Genomic DNA, 19,499 nt, shown 5'->3' on the forward strand with positions numbered 1-19,499 from the left:
CCGAACCGGCATTCACGAACCTCCCATATCCAACCACTGGTCGAACGCGATGAAAAAGCTGCTTGTCACCGGTTCTTCGGGACTGATCGGTTCGGAAGTCTGTCTATATTTCGCTGCTGCAGGCTGGAAAATCCACGGCGTCGACAACAACCAACGGGCCGTCTTTTTCGGGCCTCAAGGTGACACGCGGTGGAACCAACAGCGGTTGGCTGGACGAATCGAAGGCTTTGAACACCACGAAGTCGACATTCGCGACCGCGAAGCCGTGCTCGCATTGGTCGACAAGGTACGCCCCGATGCGATCGTCCACACCGCGGCGCAGCCCAGTCACGACCGCGCCGCCGCGATCCCGTTCGCCGACTTCGACACCAACGCCGTGGGAACGCTGAATCTTCTCGAAGCGACGCGTCGGGCTTGTCCCGAATCTCCGTTTGCTCATATGTCGACGAACAAGGTCTACGGTGATCGCCCGAATTCGATCGCTTTAGAAGAGCTTGAAACGCGATGGGACTACGCCGATCCGCAGTACGCGAACGGTATTCCCGAGAGCTTCTCGATCGACCAATCGAAGCACTCGCTGTTTGGGGCATCGAAAGTCGCCGCCGACGTGATGGTTCAAGAATACGGTCGGTATTTTAACCTCCCCACCTGCTGCCTTCGCGGCGGTTGCTTGACCGGTCCAAATCACAGCGGAGTCGAGCTGCACGGCTTCCTCAGCTACCTGGTCAAATGCAACTTGGAAGGGAAACCGTATACCGTTTTTGGTTACAAAGGCAAACAGGTCCGAGACAACATCCACAGTGAGGACGTTGCCCGCTTCATCGCCGCCTTTATCGAGACGCCTCGCGTCGCGGAGGTCTACAACATCGGTGGCGGTAAAGCCAACAGTTGCTCGATTCTCGAAGCGTTCCAGATCACTCAACGTTTCACCGGACGCGAGCAACAATACAGCTACAGCGATGAGAATCGGATCGGCGATCACATCTGCTATTACAGCGATCTTGCCAAGATGCGAGCCGATTACCCAGGCTGGGATATCACGATCAGTCTCGAAGATACGATCGAACAAATCGTCGCGGCGTGGAAGCAACGCCCGTAGCATGTTCCGCTAATGATTTTTTGTTAAGCCTTCCGGGTCCACCGCGATCCGCTGCGGGCGGCTAGCCGTTTCATCCGGCGGGCGAGGCTTCGTCTTGGGTCACGCGGGGCGGTGTCGCGACGTGGCGGAAGGAAAACTCGCGGAACAACAGGAATAGGTTAAGCATCGCCAACGAGCCTCCCAAAACCAAAGTCGCGGCCACGACAGCTTCGTCCAATTTCTGATCGTCGAAAACGCGGTAGATCGTCCACATCCAATTAGTTGTTTCCTGGACGCCATAAAACGATGACGGTGCACCGGTAACGATCGCCATAAAGACCGATGGCACGACGATTCCCAGCACCAACAAGCTGCACATCGCCGCGAGCGCCAGGCCCATCGAATTTCCAAATCGCCGCTCAAGGACCAGCATGATCAAGCGGACGGCTGACAGATACATTAATAGGTATCCAATCAGCAACATCGCAAACACAAACGGCTGGATCGATCCGCCGACAATCAGACTGCACATCCCAAACGCCAGAATCCCCGTCGCCGACGTTGTCAAAGCGAACATGTAACCGGTGCCGGGGCCGGGAATCATCCACAACAGAAACATCCGGCCCAACGTCGTTTCGGGTAGCGTGCGAAGAACGCGGGGACTCAAGTCGACCGACTCGCCCAACATCAAGGTTCCCATCAACAGCCAATAGCCGGCCAACATGAGACAGCCGAACATCAGCACATCGTCGTCGTTGGACCAAAGAGCAAACGTGGCGATGCTGCCGATCCAGATCAATTGTTGCGCAAACATGATCCAACGCAACGGTGTCGAGCGGTTTTCCGTGACGGGAGCGATCCGCGACGCCGCTGCTTTGACAAACAAGACCATGCACGAAACCGCGACCAGTCCAAACAGTCCCGTGAACAACAACGCTTCGAGGTCCCAGATCAATTGCTGGGTATAGACAGCGCTTAAGACGAAGATCGCCGAAAAGATCTCAGCAAAAAAGATCGTCACCAACAGCATCAGTAGGGTCAGCATCTGCGTCGCTCGCGTTTGCGCGATCGTCGACAACAGCAGCCCCCAGGTCGTCAATAAAATCGAAACGGTAAAGACAACCACGATCGTCGTTGCGATCATCGGCAAGTCGACGCCACGCAACAGGTAACAAAAGGCGAAGCACGGGACCAGTACCGCAAAATAGACAAGCATTTGCAACAGCGCACTTCCCAGCTTTCCCGTCACGATCCGCAGCGCCGAGAGCTTTGTGATCGCCAACATCTCAAACGTTCCCTCGTCCAATTCGGATGCCAAGGAACGGTGAGCGGCTAAGGGGACCATCGCCAGCATCGGAATAGCTAGCAGGAAATAGTAGCCGGTCATCATGTAGACACCTGACGGAACGTAATAGATGTCGGGCGCAAGCGTGACGACGCCAACGGTCATCCAAAACAGCGAGGCGATCAGCAGTAAGAAAAACGTTCCACTGAACTGACGACTCTTCAGCGATTGCCGAGCTTCTTTGATCAAAATCGGATTCAGCCAGCGCGCGGCACGATCGCTCCATCGATCGATCGTTCCCCAAAAACCGGTTTGATCGGTGTCGCAAACGTAGCGATGGTAAGCGTCATTAGCTTCGCCCGGTTCCGTCGTTGCGACTTCCGCAGTGACTAATTCAGCAGTGATCGGGTCGTTCATTGCACCTGCCCCTTGGTCACTTGAAGGAACACGTCTTCCAGGGAGTTATGCTGCGGCGTGTATTCCAAGACTTCGATCCGCGCGTCGCATAACGCGTGCAAGATCGCAACCTGATCCGCCTCGTCTCCTGCAATCGAGAACCGAATCGCTCCATCGATCACGCGAACGTTGGTCGCCCGCGAATCGGAGCGCAGCAGTTGGAGAGCCCGGGCGTCGTCGGACGCCACGCGAACCAAAAGTTCACGCGTCGGTTGCAGCGTGCGGCGAATGTCATCAACGCTTCCGGTCGCCAACAACTTGCCTCGCTCGATGATCCCGATTCGGTCGCACATCTCCGCCAGTTCGGTCAGGATATGGCTGCTGATTAGGATCGTCTTGCCATCGGCTGCCAGCGCCCGAATGATCTGCCGCAATTCGATGCGAGCTCGCGGATCCAGCCCCGCCGCCGGTTCGTCCAACACCAACACCGCCGGGTCGTGAATCAACGCACGGCCCAGACACAGCCGCTGGCGCATCCCCTTGCTGAGCCCGCGCATCGGCTTGGTCGCCAAAGGTCGCAGCCCGGTGAACTCCATCACCCAACGCAACCGCCTCGTTCGATCGCGACCGACCAAACCATAAGATCGGGCAAAGAAGTCGAGGTATTCGATGCAGTTGGTGTCGCCGTAGGTACCGAAGCTGTCGGGCATAAATCCCAACCGACCGCGCACGCGATCGGGATCGTTCACGCTGGAAAGTCCTTCGACAAGTGCGTCGCCGGAGGTGGGCAGTTCGAGCGTCGCGAGGATTCGCATACTGGTCGTCTTGCCGGCTCCGTTGGGACCGATGTAGCCGAACACGCTGCCACGAGGAACTTCAAACGAAACGTGGTCGACAGCTTGCGTGTCGCCAAAGCTGCGGCAGAGGTCGCGGACCTCGATCATCGGTCCGTCGTATCCGGTGGTCATGGCAGCTCTCCCATGATCACGTGCACGCTTCCCTCGGTGCGAGCGTCGCTGACGCCCAACGCATCGCTCTGCAACTGCGTCGTCGCCATAAAATGATCGTTGGGTAGCGAACCAAGCCATTGATTCAACTGCCGCTCCAACAGCGTCAGCTCTGCATTGGTCGAATGATTGGTGTAGCCATCGTTATTAAGAACGGGGACCGGCGAATCGATAAGCAATGGGGCGACGTCGATCAAAGTGTTGGGCGAGGCGGTTTGCGAGCGATTCATTGCCGCCGATTCGCCCGCAGGAACGTCGCGTGAAACCCATAACTGGCCCTTTGTATCGGCGGCGATTACGCACGACAACGGATGCGGGGAATCGTTGCGGACGGTCAACGAATCGTCCGACCGATCGAAGCCGATCATCGTCGGAGTTGCTTGCGGTTGCAGTGTCATGTATTGCACCTGAGTCCGCGCTGGCAAGAACTGCCCCGTGTAGCGGTAATTGGATTCCGATGCGTAGATCCAGCGCCGCGACCGTTGGTTGTTAGGCGGGCGATAGCGACTCTGCACCGCGGCATTTCGGATCGGAAACAGCGCCGTCTGCTCCGGCAACTGAATCCCATCGGCGCGACCAAACGACGAAAAATAGGTCTGTCGGTTTTGCGAAACACGATAGCCGGCTTCGGCGTCCTGCCAAGTGAGTTGCCGCGCCCGGATACGAGTCTGCAGACCATCGGCCATCAAGGCGTAAGCAAACAATCCCAACGTCAACAACGATGCCAGAGCGGGAGCGAAAAAGAGCAGCAAGTGCAGCCGCGCGTGTCTGCGGAAAAACAGATAACCAACCGGTCCAATCACGATCACAAACAAAGTGTTCAGCGCGAAGAACAACTTCACCGGCGGTCCACCAACCGCTTCGATCAACCACTTCCAATAATGATCGTCACCACGACGCACATCGATTCCATTTCGCTGCGTCCAAACAAGTTGCTTGGGATCGTAGAGATCGCGAACGGTCTGCCACAACTGGAACGAACCGGGAAACGGATAGGGAACGTCGATCGCGGTGATCGTCCCCAAACCAAACCGGGTCGTCCTCAACAACGCGCTCAGTTCGGCTGGCGTTTGAATCGCCGCGGCGGGATGCTTCTTCTGCTCCATCGCATCGAAGACCTCTTTTCGCTGCGTCAGTTCCACGTCAAGCTGCTGCCATTCCCAATTCTGTGACTGTTTTGTCACTTCGCCCCAATGTTCCATCTCCAAAGGGGTCGTATCGTTAGCCGCATTCAGATCGAGCGTCCGCCGGACCGCGACCAGGTCGGGAACTCGTCCCGCGGCGACAGGGTTTAAGGTCACGCTGTCGCCAGGGAATTCAAAGCCTTTGGCGTCGTAGATCCATAGACTTCCGCCGGCGGCGATCCAATCGGTCAGCGCATTGAAAGGCTCCGCATGGCGAGCGACATCCTCGAGCGTCGCCGCTTGGACGATGATCGCGTCCAACTGCGAATACCCCAACCAAGATTGGTACATCGACTGCGGATCGCTGTCGATCGCGCGGAACTGCACCCAAGCCGACTGGACTTTTGTCGCGAGTTCTCGCAACTCCTTGTCGCTAAGGTTTGCCTGGTCGGTCGATTCGTCGAGCGGTCCTTCGCCAAGCAGCGTGACCAGCGACCGAACGTCGGGATAGCGAGTCGCCGAGGCTCCCTTGTTTGCGTTTCTCGCGTTGCCGGAAGGATGCAAGATGCCAACCGAAGTATGCTGTTCGGCGTAACGCGTTTCCAAGCTATCGACGGAATACATTTTACGCCCGTTCTCAATCCGCTGTCCCGCTTCGGAGAGTTCGACAGTAAACTGGCTCCAGGGAACATAATAAGGAACGTAGACGACAAACCGTTCGCCCGTTGAATTCTGCGGAACGGTGCAGCGGACATGGAAATCGATATCGAGCTGCGTACTGTCATTGCCGCGCGGCGAGAAGACAACATCAAAGGTTCGGTCGGCAGCAAACGCTTTTGCCTTCGGATAGAACCGCAGGTGCAGCGGTTGATAGCCGTTGGCAGCTAGTTTGGGAGTCGTAATCGACAGCGCAAAACCGCTCGCCCGCGTACCTATCGATAGCGTCCCGACGTGAGCCAATCCGGCGTCATCCTGGCCAAAAGAGAGGCTGGTGCCGGCGATAATTGTCGTCAGAAGTATCCAAACGAAACAGATGCTGCGGATCACTGTGGCTCCTCCGCTGCATCGCGCTGCTCAACCGCAGGGGGATGGAATCGCGAACGCGTCGGCTGCAAGATCGATCCGGTCATCGACGCGAACAGTGACGCCAGAGCAAAGGCCAAGGCGTACATCGCAAAGCAACCGATCGCCGTCGCCAGAACGACAGCGACACATTGAGCCCAGAAAACGTTTTCGATGATCGCGGCCCGAAAGACCCACATCAACATCGCCGATAGCGTGACCAGCAGCATCAGAAAACGTAGCGACCACTGCGGCATCGCTCGCTCTGACGATGCGGTAGGTTCCGATGGGATGTTGGACATGGCAGACGCTATCGACGCGTGGATCGATCCGAAAAGAAGCGTCTAGTGTAGCGTGTTCTGCCGAAACATGCTCGCATGGAACCGTGGCAGACGCGTCGTCTGCCTTGCCTTTTTCAATGGACAGACGCAGAGGTCTGCCCAAGGTTTCGATCGCATAGTCGCAGCGGCGACTAGACTTCGTTTGTTGCCAGAGCTTGCAAGCCGCTGATCACCTTCAGCACCGTCTCTTGCGAGACGTCGCCCCACTGAGCCGCCTTGTGACGCAGGATCGCCAACTTGAACATCTCAAGCGCTTCGGACATGTCCGGTGGCAGTTCGGGAAGGCCGGCGAACGGCTGAGCGACGGGAGCGGCTTCGACGTCTTCGCCCTTTTCGAAATCAGCGGTCGGCAGCGGCTTGCCGCCCAGGTCCTGTTCATCCTCGTCGCCAAAGTCGGGACCTTCGGGAGCCGGTCCGGCCGCGATATCTCCCGATTCGTCATCGAACTTCGTGTTGCTGCCACCTTGAGCCGGTAGGACGACATCTTCATCGGGGTCGGCTGTGACGATGTCAGCGGCTTGCGGGCGGTCCTGGTCGACAGCTCCCATCGATTGCCAACGCTGTTCACGCATCCCCGAAACGGACCAACCGCTTCGCATCGCTCCTTCGAGCCACATCGGTGCGTCGTCCCAATCGAGAGCCGCCAGGAAGTGGCTCCAGTACAGACCGGGATAAGTTTCATACGACGAACCGAAGGTCTCGTGAACGCGTCGCAGTCGACCGACGTGCGGGCTGGTGACGCCGCCGACGCGCTTCGCCCACGCTTCGTCGGAGTATTCAGTCGCGGGAGCGTCCGATTCGATCAACGCTTCCCGCCATTCATGGATGATCCGTCCCTTTTCCCAGTTGGTCGTGCTGATCAGATTTTGCCAACGACCGACAAACGGCTCGCTTGCCGAATCGAGCTCTTCGAAACTGGAGATCGCGATGACGTCCGGTTCCCCCGCCTGATCATCCTCCGCGGCGTCCGAAGCCACCTCGGTGACATCTTCATCGCTCGCATCCGATTCGTTCATCGCGACAACTGCAACGTTGGAATCATCATCGCTGGAGACTTCCATTTCGCCGGAGGCTGCAACTTCGTTTGAGCTCACGTTGTCGTTGCTCAAATCGCTTGCGGTGTCGCTGGAAACCACTTCGGTCGCCGTTGCACTAACCTGGTCGGTGGTATTCGCTTCGGCAGACGTATCGGTGCTGCTTGTTTCGATGTCCTGGTTGGTCGGGATCGCGTTTTCCATACCTGATTCTGCTCTTCCTGTTTGGATGTCGTTAACGTGTTGCTGGGGTCGCGTGGGAACCTCTTCAAGCCGATCTTCGCACTTCGGCAACCGCACACTAAGGCTAGGGAAATCGAAGCCTGGCGGGAACCAGCAAGTTCAGCTTCTCCGGCCGCATCGCGGCAAATTCCACTTCGCCGACGATGGTTGTTCCAGTGAGTGAAACCTTGTCGTCGGACAGCATAGGCGGCGGGCAGACCGGGGATTGCGGCGGCAGTTCCCGATCGCTTCGGATCGCGCCGATGGTCGCGATTCCGCTAGTGAAACCGGATTGGGCGGCGGTGCTGCTGCCGAATGCAATAGCCGAAAAGGGCCTGCAGCAGTAAAGCGTAGAATGGCTTACCAGCCAAGTGTTTTTCGGACTCTAGCGGTCCAGCGCTCGTAACCCGCCGGAGTCATGTGCAGTCCATCTTTGGCGAACAATGCGGGATCGGGCTTCCCATCGTCGCCGAACATGTCGGGCGAAATGTCAATGAAATCCAGCTTCGGATCGGCCTCGCAGATCGCCGCGATCCCGTCGTTGGCCGCCTTCATCGTCGGCCACAACTTCCAGCGGCTGATGCTCGGTTTGATCGCCAAAAAAGCGATCTTGGTCTCCGGCAACGCCGTAGAAATCGTGTTGACGAATTGTTGGAAGTCTTCGATCACCGCCGCGGCGTCTTTCCCTTTGGCGATATCGTTGTCGCCAGCGTACAAAACGATCTGTCGCGGCTTGTGAGGGATCAGGAATCGGGGAGCAAATTCAGTCGAATCGGCGATCTCGGAACCACCAAAACCGCGGTTCACCAACTGCAGTTCGGGGAAGCTCTTCTTCAAGTCCCACATCCGCACACTCGAGCTGCCGGTGAAGACGATCCCGCCGGGTTGAGGCGGATTTTTGGCGTCGACCGCTTCGAATCCAGCGATCGTCTTTTCCCAGCGGCTCGCTTTTGGTTGCGCCTCGGCGACGCTAATTCCGCCGACGACAAAGAGAATGGCCAGGGCAACGATTCGGCGAGGACTGAGGATCACTTCGAAGACTCCAAGTGGGCTGTGGATCGATTGGGCAGGGGATTTCAACGAGGCCGAGTATAGTCTCAGCCGGCGTGGTGTGCCGCAATTAATTGGTCGAGTTCCTGCTTCAATACCGGCAGGATCTCATCGTATTTGTAAGCCCCCAAAGCTTCGGGGCCCCGTTTCAGATTGACATGGTTCGGACCGCACCAAAGCCCCAGATCGGCATCGTCGGTCTCGCCCGGCCCGTTTACGCGGCAGCCCATCACGGCGATCGTGATCGCGTGCTCCTTGGCATACGCTGTCATCTCTTTGACCTTGGCGGCCAGATCGACGAAGGCTTCGTTTTCGACCCGCGAGCAGCTGGGACAGCTGATGATGTTCAACGAATTGCGATCGAAGACGACGACGCTGCGGACGCGTCCCGACGCGATGTCGTCGACGATTCCGCGGCCCGCTTCGATCTCTTCGTGCTTGCGATCGTTGGGAACTGTCAACGAAACGCGAACGGTGTCGCCAATCCCGTGGCCGATCAATTGCTCAAACGCGATCCGCGTCTTGATTATTCCGTCAGGCGGCATGCCCGCTTCGGTCACTCCCAGGTGCAGCGGCACGTCGGGGCGCTTTTCCGCAAACCGCCGATTCACCTCGACGACCTTATCGGGATCGCTGTCCTTGAGCGAAACGACGTAGCGATCGAAGCCCAACGAATCGACGAATTCGCAATGCTCCCAGGCGCTCTCGAGCATCGGCGTGATCGAATCCTCGGGATCGTATTTGTTCGCCTTCTCCGGGTCGACGCTGCCACAATTGACCCCGATCCGAATCGCACAATCGTGGCGTTTGGCTTGATTGATGATGAACTCCACCTTCTCCTGCCAAGGCTTATCCTTTTGGTGGTGGTAGAGATGCCCCGGGTTGTAGCGGATCTTGTCGACATGGGGGGCGACAAGTTCGGCCAGGCGGAAGTTCTCCTGCAGATCGACGGCCAAGTTCGCTTTGGTCAGTTTGCGAATCTCCGCCAGCGCGGCGACATCTTTTTCGCTGTCGACGGCGATTCGCACCACATCCGCTCCGGCGGCGTGCAATGCGTTTGCCTGAGCGGCCGTCGCTTCGACGTTCTGCGTTTTCGTGGCCGTCATGCTTTGAACTGCGATCCGGTTGCCGTCGCCCACAACGACGCTGCCGATTTGCACGCGGCGGGTTGGATTGCGTTGAATAGTCACAAAAAATCAACCTGTTCTGATATGCTGAAATGAATCGCCACCGCGGGGGCAGCCGCCAACCATTCTAATCGATATCCGATTCTCGGGCAGTCGGGCTAGCGGCAGCGATTATCATGATCCCGAGGTGTTTCGCCAACGCTACGTCACCATCCATTCCCGCCGCCGCCAATAATCCTGCGATGAATATCTCTCCTTCCCAAACGACAACCCGCTGCAATTCCGAAGCTTGCGGTCGACGCTCGCCCTGGCTGTTGTTGATGTCGCTACTTTTGAGCCCGCTCGGTCTGGCCGACGTCAGTGGCGACGATTGGCCATTTTGGCGAGGCCCCGATCGCGACGGAGTCTCGCGGGAATCATTGCCGGCGGAAAAGCTGACCGCTGACGGGCTGGAAGTTCGTTGGCGCGGCGAGGTGGGGACGGGGTTCTCGTCCCTTGTCGTCGCTGATGGCAATGCTCTGACGATCGGCAATTCCGAATCGGTCGACACGCTATTCTGTTTCGACGCCGAGACAGGAAAGTTGAAGTGGCAGCATTCTTATGATGCCCCGTTGGATGATCGCGATTTCGAAGGGGGCCCCACGTCGACGCCGACCGTCCACGAAGGGAGAGTCTACGTTTTGGCGCGTCAGGGAGATCTTTTCTGCATCGACTTGGCGACCGGCAAAGTCGTCTGGCAGCAACAGATCGTCGACGCTACGAATATCCGAATCCCCGGCTGGGGGTTTGGCGGATCGCCGCAAGTGCATGGCGATCGGTTGCTGCTGACCGTCGGCGAAGCGGGCGTTGCGGTCGACCTCGCCGACGGCAAATTGGTTTGGCAATCGGGGGACAAAGAGGCGGGTTACGCTTCGCCCGTGATTTTCGACTGGCAGGGCAAGACGCAAGCGATGTTCCCTTCGGGACGCAGCTTTTCGGCTGTCGATGTGGCGACCGGGGAAACGATCTGGCAGCAACGGTGGCTGACAAGTTTTGGCTGCAACGCGGCCGATCCGATCATTCACGACGGGCACGTCTTCCTCTGTTCGGGCTACAACCGCGGCAGCGCGCTGCTGCGATTGACCGAAGAAAAGCCGGAGATCGTTTGGAAACATAAGCTGATGCAAAATCAGATGAATGGCTGTGTCCGGATCGGCGACGCGCTGTATGGTGTCGACGGCGATCTGGAGGCGGAGCCAACGCTCAAATGCATCGACTGGGCCAGTGGCGAAGTCCATTGGGCCGACGATTCGATTCGCCCCGGAGCGATCGCTGCGACGCGCGAGCACTTGATCGTGCTCACGACCGAGGGAGCGTTGTTGATCGGCAATGCATCGACCACAGGTTTTAAACCGCTGACCGAACTGAAGGTGCTCGACGGTAAGTGTTGGACCGTGCCGGTGCTGGCCAATGGATCGATCTACTGTCGCACCGCCAGCGGCAGCGTCGTCTGTGTCGGCTTGAAATAGTAGCTTCTCGAGCGGCGAAGCTTTGGGAATTAGAGGCTGTTGGAAAACAGCGACTCCCAAACCGCCGGATCGCCGAAGAAGGTCACCTCGCGCTGCGTCGGGCTAACGACTTCGATCTGCAACCACAGCGTCTCCGCTGGGAAAACATCGGCCACGCGATCGCCCCATTCGACGAAGACCCAAGCCCCCGGTTCCTCCATCAACTCTTCGATCCCCAGTTCCAGGAACTCGTCGAGATCGTTCACTCGGTAGGCATCGACGTGGTAGATCCGCCGGTTCGCCGCGTGGTAAGGCTGGATCAGTGTAAACGTCGGGCTGGTTGCCGTTCCCTCGGGGACGCCGATCGCGGCGGCGACGCTCTGCACTAACCGCGTCTTGCCAGCACCCAATGTGCCGACCAAGCCGATCGTGGTGCGGTCGGGCAACCGCTGGGCGAGCATTCGCCCCAGACGATCGGTGTCGTCCAGCGAGTGGATCGACATGCGACATAGTTGATGGTTGTGCATCGGATAGGAAGAGACTCCGCGGGTAGTCTTAATACTTGACTGGGAAGCGTTTGGAACGGGAGCAAAAAACTTCGAGGCGGCCACTGACAAACAATAGCGGCAACGTCCCATGTGGGGACGGATCCGGTAGGATGGAAAGGGGCATCGAGGAAAGGATTGGAACTATGATTACCGTAAAATCGCGTCGATGCAACGCTGCGCTTGCAATTGTCGTGGCGGCCTGGGCGTCGATAGCCTCTGCCGTCGAGGATCCCGACGCGGGCCCGAACCTGTCGAAATGGACGCTCGAACTGCGTGGCACGCTCAAACGCGAAGCGACAACTCGCGAGACGGCGGCGCATTCGGCGGCGGTGGTCCAGCTGTGCGAAATGTGTGCAGCGATGCGAAGCGACGATCGCTACCCGACCAGCGAGGTCCTGCAAGGACTGGCGACGCGGGCCCGTCGGCGACTGTTGGACGTCCGCTACGACATCCAAGTCGCTTTAAAAAGAGACGGGATCGAAAAACCGGCCGGCTTCGATCAGCAGCTGCAAAAATTGGAGCGGTTGCTGGACGAGCGGACTGCGGCGGGAAAGCGGTTGACGCCGGAAACGCTTCCGTCAACGGCGGCAAATGCGGCTGGCAAGGGTTCGGCAGACGGTCAGCAAACGCGTCTGCCCGGTGGCGGATTTGCTCCCGGTCCCGATAATGGATTTCTGTTGATCGAACTGATCACGCGGACGGTATCTCCCGATTTTTGGAGCGCTCAAGGTGGGCCGGGAGCCGTTCATTATTATGGCATGCACCGCGTGATGGTCGTTCGGGCGACGTCGCGCGTTCACGAAGACATCCAGTCCCTGCTGCACGCGCTTGGAGGATTCCCGCAATGACACCTGAAACGCCCCAATGGGTCAGCTGTCCCACCTGCCAAACTCGGTTTGTGATGGACGAAACCGAAACGCCGCCGTTCTGCAGCGAACGCTGCCAATTGGTCGACCTCGGCCGCTGGTTGGAAGAAGAGCACGGCTTGCCACACGAAGGCGACCCCGGCGACGTGCCGGTAGAATATCGCAACGAAGAGTGATCCGAATGCTGTCGGTGGCGGTGGGCGATGCGTATCAAGACGCTACACCGTAACCGTTTTTCGACGCCGGAGGCCGGCCGCATGTTAGCGGTTGGTCCGGCGGGTGGTGATGAAAAGATCGCCGTCGATCGATTCGACCTGCAGCGGTTCCATGGCCGGTGATTCTGCAATCGTCGCAAGTCCCTGCCCACCGAGTGGACCGGGAGCTGCGGAGCCGCCGATCAGTTTTGGTGCGACGTAGACATGGTATTCATCGATCGCATCGGCTTCGAAAAAGCTGGCCATCGCTCCCGCGCCAGCTTCCAGGAACAGATTGGTCATTCCTTGATCGTGGCACCAAGTCAGCAGTTGTTCGACGCCGCCGGATCGGGTTCCCGATTCGTTAACGATCACGCCGACGCCAGCTTTCCGTAGGGCATCGATCCGCTGTTGCGGAGCGTCGCTGCGGACGACTGCGTAGACTGGAGCGGTCTCGCGAGTTTTTATGAGCGTGGAATTGAGCGGCAGTTCGGCTTTGTCATCCAACACGATCCGAGCGGCGGTTCGTGGTCCGGGAGGCCTCGCGGTCAGGGTCGGATCGTCGGCCAAGACGCTGCCGATCCCCGTCACGATCGCGTCGACTTGGCTGCGGACTTCGTGAACTCGGCGGCGACTCGCTTCGCCGCTGATCCATTGGCTGTTGCCGCTGTGCGTTGCGATCTTGCCATCGAGAGTCATCGCCCACTTTGCGATCACCCATGGTTTTTGCTGTCGCACGCGTTTGATAAACGGAGCGTTCAAGCGGTTGGCTTCGGCTTCGCAGACGCCGACTTCGACGTCGATTCCGGCAGCGCGGATCTGAGCGATCCCGCCACCGGCGACTTTCGGAAATGGATCGACAGCCGCAATCACGACCCGCTGTGGACGAGCGGCGATGACGGCGTCGCTGCAAGGCGGCGTCTTACCGGTGTGGCAGCAGGGTTCCAGCGTCACATACCAAGTGGCGCCAGCGGGATCGCAATCCGCTGGCAAGGCAGCTAACGCTTGGCGTTCGGCGTGAGGACCGCCGAACTTTTCGTGATAGCCTTTGGCCAATGGTTTGGCGTCGCGAACGATCACGCAGCCGACCATCGGATTGGGCTCAACAAAGCCCTTCCCGCGAGCGGCTAATGCAAGCGCGTGACGCATCCATTGCTGATCGTTGGGAAGGATCGGTTGGGTCATACCACTTCAGCCCACATGCTTGCAGGACGGACACGCTTTTTCTTCGCCTTCGGTTTTGCAGCATTCTTTGCTGCGGCAATCACGGCTGCCGCGCCGGTTTGCTGCGAGTTACCTTGGCCGGCAGCGGCGGGACGCTTGTTCGAGCGCGGCTTCGCCGATCGCGGATGTCCCGATGCGGGAGTTGCCGATCGAGGACCGCTTGAGCGGCGCGAACCGCTTGGGCGACGCGAGTTGGTTCGCATCTCGTGTCGTTCGGCAGCCGATACCGGTTTGGGTTGTTCGCCACTGACCTGCAATTTTTGGCCGATCAGTTTTTCGATCGCATGCAGTTCGCCGCGCTCTGCGGCGGTGCAGAACGAAACCGCCAGTCCGTCGGCACCCGCACGCCCGGTGCGACCGATGCGGTGGACATAACTTTCCGGTTCGGTTGGCATGTCGAAGTTGACAACGTGGGTGACGCCATCGATATCGATTCCGCGAGCCGCGACGTCGGTCGCAACAAGTACTTGAACCTGTCGGGTACGGAAGGCTTCCAGGGCTCGCTGGCGTGCGCCTTGCGATTTGTTGCCGTGGATGGCAGCCGATGCGATTCCGCTCTTGACCAGTTTTTCAGCCAACGTGTTGGCACCACGCTTGGTTCGCGTGAAGACGATCGCGCGGTCGACATCGTCGCCCGAAAGGATCTTGCGAAGCATCGATTGCTTGTCGCTGCGTTCGGCGAAGATCACGCGTTGTTCGATTCGTTCGACGCTTGTCGTTTTCGGTGTCACGTTAACGCTGACGGGATCGTGCAACAAACGCTGGGTCAGTTCGACGATCTTCGGCGGCATCGTAGCCGAGAAGAAGAGCGATTGGCGACGCGAAGGCAGCTTGCTGATGATCCGCTTCAGGTCGGGCAAAAAGCCCATGTCGAGCATCCGGTCGGCTTCGTCGAGAACAAAGACTTCCAAGCGATCCAGTTGGATGTGGCCTTGGGTCATCAGGTCCAACAGACGGCCGGGAGTCGCGACAAGGACGTGTACGCCACGCTGCATATCGCGGACTTGTTTGTGTTGGCCAACACCACCGTAAACCAGGGCGTGGCGTAGCTTCAGATGTTTGCCGTAGGTGGCAAAGCTGTCGCCGATCTGGATCGCCAGTTCGCGAGTTGGTGCCAAGACCAGAACCGCCGGACGACCGGGCTGTGTCTTGCGCGGTTGCGAGCCCAAGCGATTGAGGATCGGCAAGGCAAATGCGGCTGTTTTGCCGGTGCCGGTTTGGGCACATCCGAGCACATCGCGCTCGTCGAGCGCCGCCGGAATGGTTTGCGCCTGGATCGGCGTTGGGATTTCGTAGTTTTCATCGGCCAGAGCGCGTTGCAGGGGAGCGATCAGGTCGAGTTCTTGGAAAGTTTTCAAGGTTGTTCCTAGCAGAGATGTCGTGAACCGAACGCAAGCCATTGAGGCTGGGGATCGATCCGCGGGTTCGCGCCGTCAAAATCGGCAGCGAGAGGTGTGTCTGAATGAAACCGCAGTCGAAGCGGTCGATGCGAACAACTGGAACGCGGGAGACTTCATTGAAACCGGCGGACAAGCCAACGCATTTGCCGCACGTGCGGCGATTCTGGACAAACAAGAAAGTCGCAGAATTTTGCATCCCATTGGGGAGGCGGGCGACTTTCCAGAGCGGTTTACATCAACCGGTGGAGGCCGCGGTATGCGGAGTGCGGCGAATTTGCCAGCACGCGTCGGGCAGGGTTTGCAGGAGCATCCAGCCCCATCACAGCATATCCTGTTGGCCCGGAAAACGTTTCCAATTCAGATGAACAACGTTACTCGTTTGTTCCGCGGCCAGCGATCACCAGCTCGTTGAAGAACGGGGATCTGCGGAAAGCGTATACTATAGAACGTGGTTAAGCAAGCGATAAGCTGCCGATTGCCGGGCTAAACCGTGGTTCTATTGGAGGAATCGACCGGTATGCGCGTGCGTCCGGTCCGGTTGGACAACGACCCGCTAGCGGATTGTCGGTTTAGTCACAACGAGCTTCCTTGCATTAGCCGTTTGGGCGTTAGCCCCGGTTTAGAGGCTGCGGAACCGGGGCTAACGCCCAAACGGCTAATTAGACCGACAAGCTGCTAGCGTGTGCCGGCTGATTCGGCTGAGTACAAAACATTGTTGCCCCGCTGAGGGTTTGCCAGATCAGACCGCTGCGTAAATGCTATGGCATGATAGCGGTGGTCGATGGTATAAACCGGCCAGCTGAAACAATCGGTCCACATCGCTCACGGAGGAGTCGTCGGATATGCGTACGATCGCAATCATCAATCAAAAAGGTGGAGTCGGGAAGACAACCACCGCGGTCAATTTGTCCGCAGCGTTGGCCGAAGCGGGCAAACGCGTCTGCGTGGTCGACCTCGATCCCCAAGCGCACGCTTCGCTGCATCTGGGAATCTCGGTTCTCGACGGCAAGCCAAGCACCTACGAAGTCCTTTGTGGCGAGATCAGCTTGGCGCATTCGCGGCAATGGGTCAGCGAGAACCTAGCCGTTGTTCCCGCTCACCTCGACTTGGCTGCTGCCGAAATGGAACTGTCGGGCGAAGTTGGCCGCGAGATGATCCTTCGCGACAAGGTCGCCGAAGACGATGAACAATTCGATTACATGATCCTCGATTGCCCGCCGTCGCTGGGCGTCCTGACGCTTAACGCGTTGGTTGCCGTCGAAGAGGTCTTCCTGCCGCTGCAACCTCACTTCTTGGCGTTGCACGGTTTGAGCAAGCTGTTGCGTACCGTCGAGATCGTTTCGATGCGATTAAACGAATCGCTGCGGATGAGCGGTGTCGTGCTGTGCATGTACGATTCGACAACACGACTGGCAGCCGAAGTTTCCAGCGATGTCGAGCAGTTCTTTAACACCTCCCAAGGTGGACGCCACATTCTCGATGGCGCGAAGTTCTTCGACACTCGGATTCGCCGCAACATCCGTTTGGCCGAAGCTCCCAGCTTTGGGCAATCGATCTTGGAATACGCTTCGGCTTCCAACGGTGCCGAGGATTACCGCTCGTTGGCTAGTGAAGTCCAAGCACAGATGGCTCGCGTCGCTGCCGCAGCGTAAAGCGTTTGCGGCGGCCAGCGTAGAGCCGATGCTCGCGTAACAACGCCCCTGAGGCTTTCGGCAATCGATGTCGGAAACCGCCAAGGGCGAATGTTCGATCAGTCGTTTCGGTCGCTGTGCGGGCGGGCTACTCGACTGGTTTTTCGTTTCCTTTGCCATCGCGAAGGAACGGTTCGCGTTCCTGTTCGCCTTGTGCGGGTTGCAGTTCGCGAACCCAGATGTTGCGGAAGCGAACCGGATTGCCGTGGTCTTGCAGGCGGATCGGCAATCGTTCGGCGTGCTGTTTGTATTCCGGTGGCCGATGATAGGGAGTGTCTCCCTTCAATTCAAAGTGGTTCTGAATCACGACGCCGTTTTGCAACGCGGTGATATAGGCGGGCGACTTCAGCGTGCCATCTTCGTTAAAACGTGGCGCGGTCCAAATCACGTCGTACACGTTCCACTCTCCCGGCGGCCGCGTCGCGTTGACCTCAGGCGGCGTCTGTTTGTAGATCGCGCCGGCTTGGCCATCGTGGTAGGTTTCGTTGTCGTACGAATCGAGGATCTGCAGTTCGTAGGTGTTCATCAAAAACAGCCCGCTGTTGCCGCGGCCCTGACCGCTGCCAGTCGCTGGCGTCGGGGCGGACCATTCGATGTGCAACTGGCAATCGCCGAAGGCTTGTTTGCTGCGGATGTCTCCCTTGCCCGAGACCGCCGCGCCGTCGACGATCTTCCAATTGTCGGTCCCCTTCCAAGCCGACAGATCGGTGCCGTCGAACAACACGATCGCATCGGACGGCGGCTTGTTCGCTTCACCGGGAGTCACGACAGCTGGCGGTTGCCACTTGATTCCGTTGAGGTATTCATCAGCCGACGCCAGCGGAGCCAACGACACTGCGAGAGCGGCGGTGTAAAGGACGGTTTGATTCAATCGTTTCATTTGGGGTATCCTGCGAGGCTTCAAAATTGAGTCAGCGGGGGACGCGGCAGAGGGTTGGATTTCCCAGCCCTCCCATACCGCGAGGTCCACCAAGATAAACACCGCAACATGGTCACGCTAGGAAGAATATCCAGATGTTTAGCCCCGGTCCCCGCCCCGATACGGTCCGCACCCCCGATGGCACCATTATGTCGGTTCCGGAGGGTTGGGAGCTGTTGCCGCCGGGCGACGCGGGGCTGACCCGCCGCGTCAAAGCCGCCGGCACGCACTGGGTTGTGCAGGAGAAGAAGGGACGCAAGATGTTCTCCCGCGGCGTCTGGGCTCCTGCAGCAACCATCGCTCGAATTCGCGCCGATTTAGTCGCCGAGCGATCGACAGACGCCTACGCCAAACGCCAGGCGTCGAGCGCTCGTCGCCGTGAGAAGGTGCAGACTGAATACGTGGAAGACTTCTATGCGGCGGTCGTCGAGTTCTTGGACTTCGACAGTCGCCACGCCGCGTTGGCGGAGCGATTGGCGAAAGCGGTCACCCAACATGCGACTCCCGTTGGCAGCGGCACCGTCGCGCGAACGCAGCGGATTCCGGTGCAGCAGCGGGCCCAAGCCGCCGTGATCGCTTGGATGCGACACCAAACGACAGCTTATGATTCGATGAAGATCCCGCGGGAGAAGGGGAAGCGACGCGAGGTCCGCCGGATGCTGGCGGCGCGGTCCAACGAACTGCTTGCACAATACCGCCGCGGCGATCCCACATCGACACATTGCCCGTTGCTCAAAGCCCTCTCGAGTCCTCCCGCCGTTTGATCGCTGCGCGGCGTGGGACGCGACGAAATGGAAGCGATGCTACGGAGCTGGTCCGTGCGCTACGGATTCTTTTGATGGGGGAGTTCATGGCCACTCCTTGTCCACATGTGGTCATCGGTTGAGCGAAACCGAACCACACCGTGCACACATCGGTTGTGTCCCGCACATCCTTTTGGTGTGTGCACATCCGCTGTTTGCAGTGGCATCTCGAGTGTGAGCTGGAAGGCGGGTGGAATCGCTGTGCGAACCGGCTCGTTCAAATATTTGGCACGGAAACTGCATCAGCTATCGACGCCGTTCTATAGTCTTCCGACTGGCTGTCGAGCCATCTACAACTGGCCACGCATTCGAGGTTGCCGTTCCGATGCCAATGCAAATCCATCTCGTCGATGAATCGTCCAACGCCGAACTGGCGGACTACCTGCGGAATCGAATCGCGTCGGCGGTGGGTTCGCTGAAACATCCGTTGGAATATGTCGAGGTCGAACTGCGTGACGACCCAGCGCAGCCCGATCGGATGCGTGTCTGCGACATCGACATGAAGTTGTTCCCGCGTGGTTGGATCTACGTCAACGCGCGCAGCGACGACTTCCACAATGCGATCGATTTGGCGGTCGCGCGAGCCGGCGAAGTGATCAAACGCACGGTCGTCGGCGAGGCTTGATCTGCAGAACCGCCAG

The 19,499-nt window shown here is 58.6% G+C and carries 19 protein-coding genes; 8 read left to right on the top strand and 11 right to left on the bottom strand.

Annotated elements, in window-relative coordinates; translation table 11 throughout:
• Positions 1-49 precede the first annotated feature (49 nt).
• Positions 50-1,099, top strand: coding sequence for an NAD-dependent epimerase/dehydratase family protein (locus CA51_RS12515; RefSeq protein ID WP_145121041.1), 1,050 nt, complete (start codon positions 50-52; stop codon positions 1,097-1,099).
• 70 nt (positions 1,100-1,169) lie between these two features.
• Here the strand turns inward: CA51_RS12515 and CA51_RS12520 are convergent, their stop codons facing one another.
• From CA51_RS12520 to CA51_RS12540, 5 genes are all read right to left on the bottom strand, one after another.
• On the bottom strand, positions 1,170-2,780 hold the full coding sequence (locus CA51_RS12520; RefSeq protein ID WP_145121043.1) for a hypothetical protein: 1,611 nt from the start codon (positions 2,778-2,780) through the stop codon (positions 1,170-1,172).
• The gene (locus tag CA51_RS12525) at positions 2,777-3,727 is read right to left on the bottom strand and encodes an ABC transporter ATP-binding protein (RefSeq protein ID WP_145121045.1); all 951 of its coding nucleotides are present in this window, start codon (positions 3,725-3,727) and stop codon (positions 2,777-2,779) included. The genes CA51_RS12520 and CA51_RS12525 overlap by 4 nt, the downstream gene beginning before the upstream one ends.
• Entirely contained in the window at positions 3,724-5,937 is a 2,214-nt protein-coding gene (locus CA51_RS12530; RefSeq protein ID WP_145121047.1) for a hypothetical protein, read from the bottom strand. Before CA51_RS12530 ends, CA51_RS12525 begins: the two co-directional genes overlap by 4 nt.
• Positions 5,934-6,254, bottom strand: coding sequence for a hypothetical protein (locus tag CA51_RS12535; protein ID WP_145121049.1), 321 nt, complete (start codon positions 6,252-6,254; stop codon positions 5,934-5,936). Before CA51_RS12535 ends, CA51_RS12530 begins: the two co-directional genes overlap by 4 nt.
• Positions 6,255-6,424: 170 nt before the next feature.
• Entirely contained in the window at positions 6,425-7,531 is a 1,107-nt protein-coding gene (locus CA51_RS12540) for a hypothetical protein (RefSeq protein ID WP_197451795.1), read from the bottom strand.
• Between the two features lie 194 nt (positions 7,532-7,725).
• On the opposite strand from CA51_RS12540, the gene CA51_RS25860 reads away from it, so the two are divergent.
• On the top strand, positions 7,726-7,896 hold the full coding sequence (locus CA51_RS25860) for a hypothetical protein (RefSeq protein ID WP_197451796.1): 171 nt from the start codon (positions 7,726-7,728) through the stop codon (positions 7,894-7,896).
• A 13-nt stretch (positions 7,897-7,909) separates the two neighbouring features.
• Here the strand turns inward: CA51_RS25860 and CA51_RS12545 are convergent, their stop codons facing one another.
• Both CA51_RS12545 and ispG read right to left on the bottom strand, forming a co-directional pair.
• Entirely contained in the window at positions 7,910-8,629 is a 720-nt protein-coding gene (locus tag CA51_RS12545; protein WP_197451797.1) for a GDSL-type esterase/lipase family protein, read from the bottom strand.
• A gap of 17 nt (positions 8,630-8,646) precedes the next feature.
• Positions 8,647-9,789, bottom strand: coding sequence for a (E)-4-hydroxy-3-methylbut-2-enyl-diphosphate synthase (gene ispG / locus CA51_RS12550; protein WP_145121054.1), 1,143 nt, complete (start codon positions 9,787-9,789; stop codon positions 8,647-8,649).
• A gap of 179 nt (positions 9,790-9,968) precedes the next feature.
• Here ispG and CA51_RS12555 point away from each other — a divergent pair, with 179 nt between their 5' ends.
• Positions 9,969-11,234, top strand: coding sequence for a PQQ-binding-like beta-propeller repeat protein (locus CA51_RS12555; RefSeq protein ID WP_197451798.1), 1,266 nt, complete (start codon positions 9,969-9,971; stop codon positions 11,232-11,234).
• Between the two features lie 29 nt (positions 11,235-11,263).
• Here the strand turns inward: CA51_RS12555 and tsaE are convergent, their stop codons facing one another.
• Positions 11,264-11,716 carry a tRNA (adenosine(37)-N6)-threonylcarbamoyltransferase complex ATPase subunit type 1 TsaE gene (tsaE, locus tag CA51_RS12560; protein ID WP_197451799.1) on the bottom strand — a complete coding sequence of 151 codons (453 nt, stop codon included), beginning with the start codon at positions 11,714-11,716 and terminating at the stop codon, positions 11,264-11,266.
• Between the two features lie 188 nt (positions 11,717-11,904).
• Between tsaE and CA51_RS12565 the strand changes: the two genes are divergently transcribed.
• Positions 11,905-12,609 (top strand): hypothetical protein, encoded by a 705-nt coding sequence (locus tag CA51_RS12565; protein WP_145121061.1) that lies wholly within the window; start codon positions 11,905-11,907, stop codon positions 12,607-12,609.
• Positions 12,606-12,803: a DNA gyrase inhibitor YacG gene (locus CA51_RS12570; protein ID WP_145121063.1), complete on the top strand. Its 198-nt coding sequence runs from the start codon at positions 12,606-12,608 to the stop codon at positions 12,801-12,803. Before CA51_RS12565 ends, CA51_RS12570 begins: the two co-directional genes overlap by 4 nt.
• An 84-nt stretch (positions 12,804-12,887) precedes the next feature.
• Here CA51_RS12570 and ribD read toward each other — a convergent pair whose 3' ends face one another.
• Positions 12,888-14,006 carry a bifunctional diaminohydroxyphosphoribosylaminopyrimidine deaminase/5-amino-6-(5-phosphoribosylamino)uracil reductase RibD gene (gene ribD / locus CA51_RS12575; RefSeq protein ID WP_145121065.1) on the bottom strand — a complete coding sequence of 373 codons (1,119 nt, stop codon included), beginning with the start codon at positions 14,004-14,006 and terminating at the stop codon, positions 12,888-12,890.
• The gene (locus tag CA51_RS12580; RefSeq protein ID WP_231746151.1) at positions 14,003-15,403 is read right to left on the bottom strand and encodes a DEAD/DEAH box helicase; all 1,401 of its coding nucleotides are present in this window, start codon (positions 15,401-15,403) and stop codon (positions 14,003-14,005) included. Before CA51_RS12580 ends, ribD begins: the two co-directional genes overlap by 4 nt.
• An 884-nt stretch (positions 15,404-16,287) precedes the next feature.
• Here CA51_RS12580 and CA51_RS12585 point away from each other — a divergent pair.
• Positions 16,288-17,097, top strand: a complete 810-nt coding sequence (locus tag CA51_RS12585; RefSeq protein WP_145121069.1) for a ParA family protein — start codon at positions 16,288-16,290, stop codon at positions 17,095-17,097.
• A 127-nt stretch (positions 17,098-17,224) separates the two neighbouring features.
• On the opposite strand, the gene CA51_RS12590 is transcribed toward CA51_RS12585, so the two are convergent.
• Positions 17,225-18,016 carry a 3-keto-disaccharide hydrolase gene (locus tag CA51_RS12590; protein ID WP_145121071.1) on the bottom strand — a complete coding sequence of 264 codons (792 nt, stop codon included), beginning with the start codon at positions 18,014-18,016 and terminating at the stop codon, positions 17,225-17,227.
• Positions 18,017-18,150: 134 nt separating this feature from the next.
• Between CA51_RS12590 and CA51_RS12595 the strand changes: the two genes are divergently transcribed.
• Both CA51_RS12595 and CA51_RS12600 read left to right on the top strand, forming a co-directional pair.
• Positions 18,151-18,819: a DUF2293 domain-containing protein gene (locus CA51_RS12595; protein WP_145121073.1), complete on the top strand. Its 669-nt coding sequence runs from the start codon at positions 18,151-18,153 to the stop codon at positions 18,817-18,819.
• A gap of 364 nt (positions 18,820-19,183) precedes the next feature.
• On the top strand, positions 19,184-19,483 hold the full coding sequence (locus CA51_RS12600) for an HPF/RaiA family ribosome-associated protein (RefSeq protein WP_145121075.1): 300 nt from the start codon (positions 19,184-19,186) through the stop codon (positions 19,481-19,483).
• Positions 19,484-19,499: the final 16 nt, after the last annotated feature.

Origin of the sequence: Rosistilla oblonga (assembly GCF_007751715.1) — a bacterium.
Lineage (GTDB): Bacteria > Planctomycetota > Planctomycetia > Pirellulales > Pirellulaceae > Rosistilla > Rosistilla oblonga.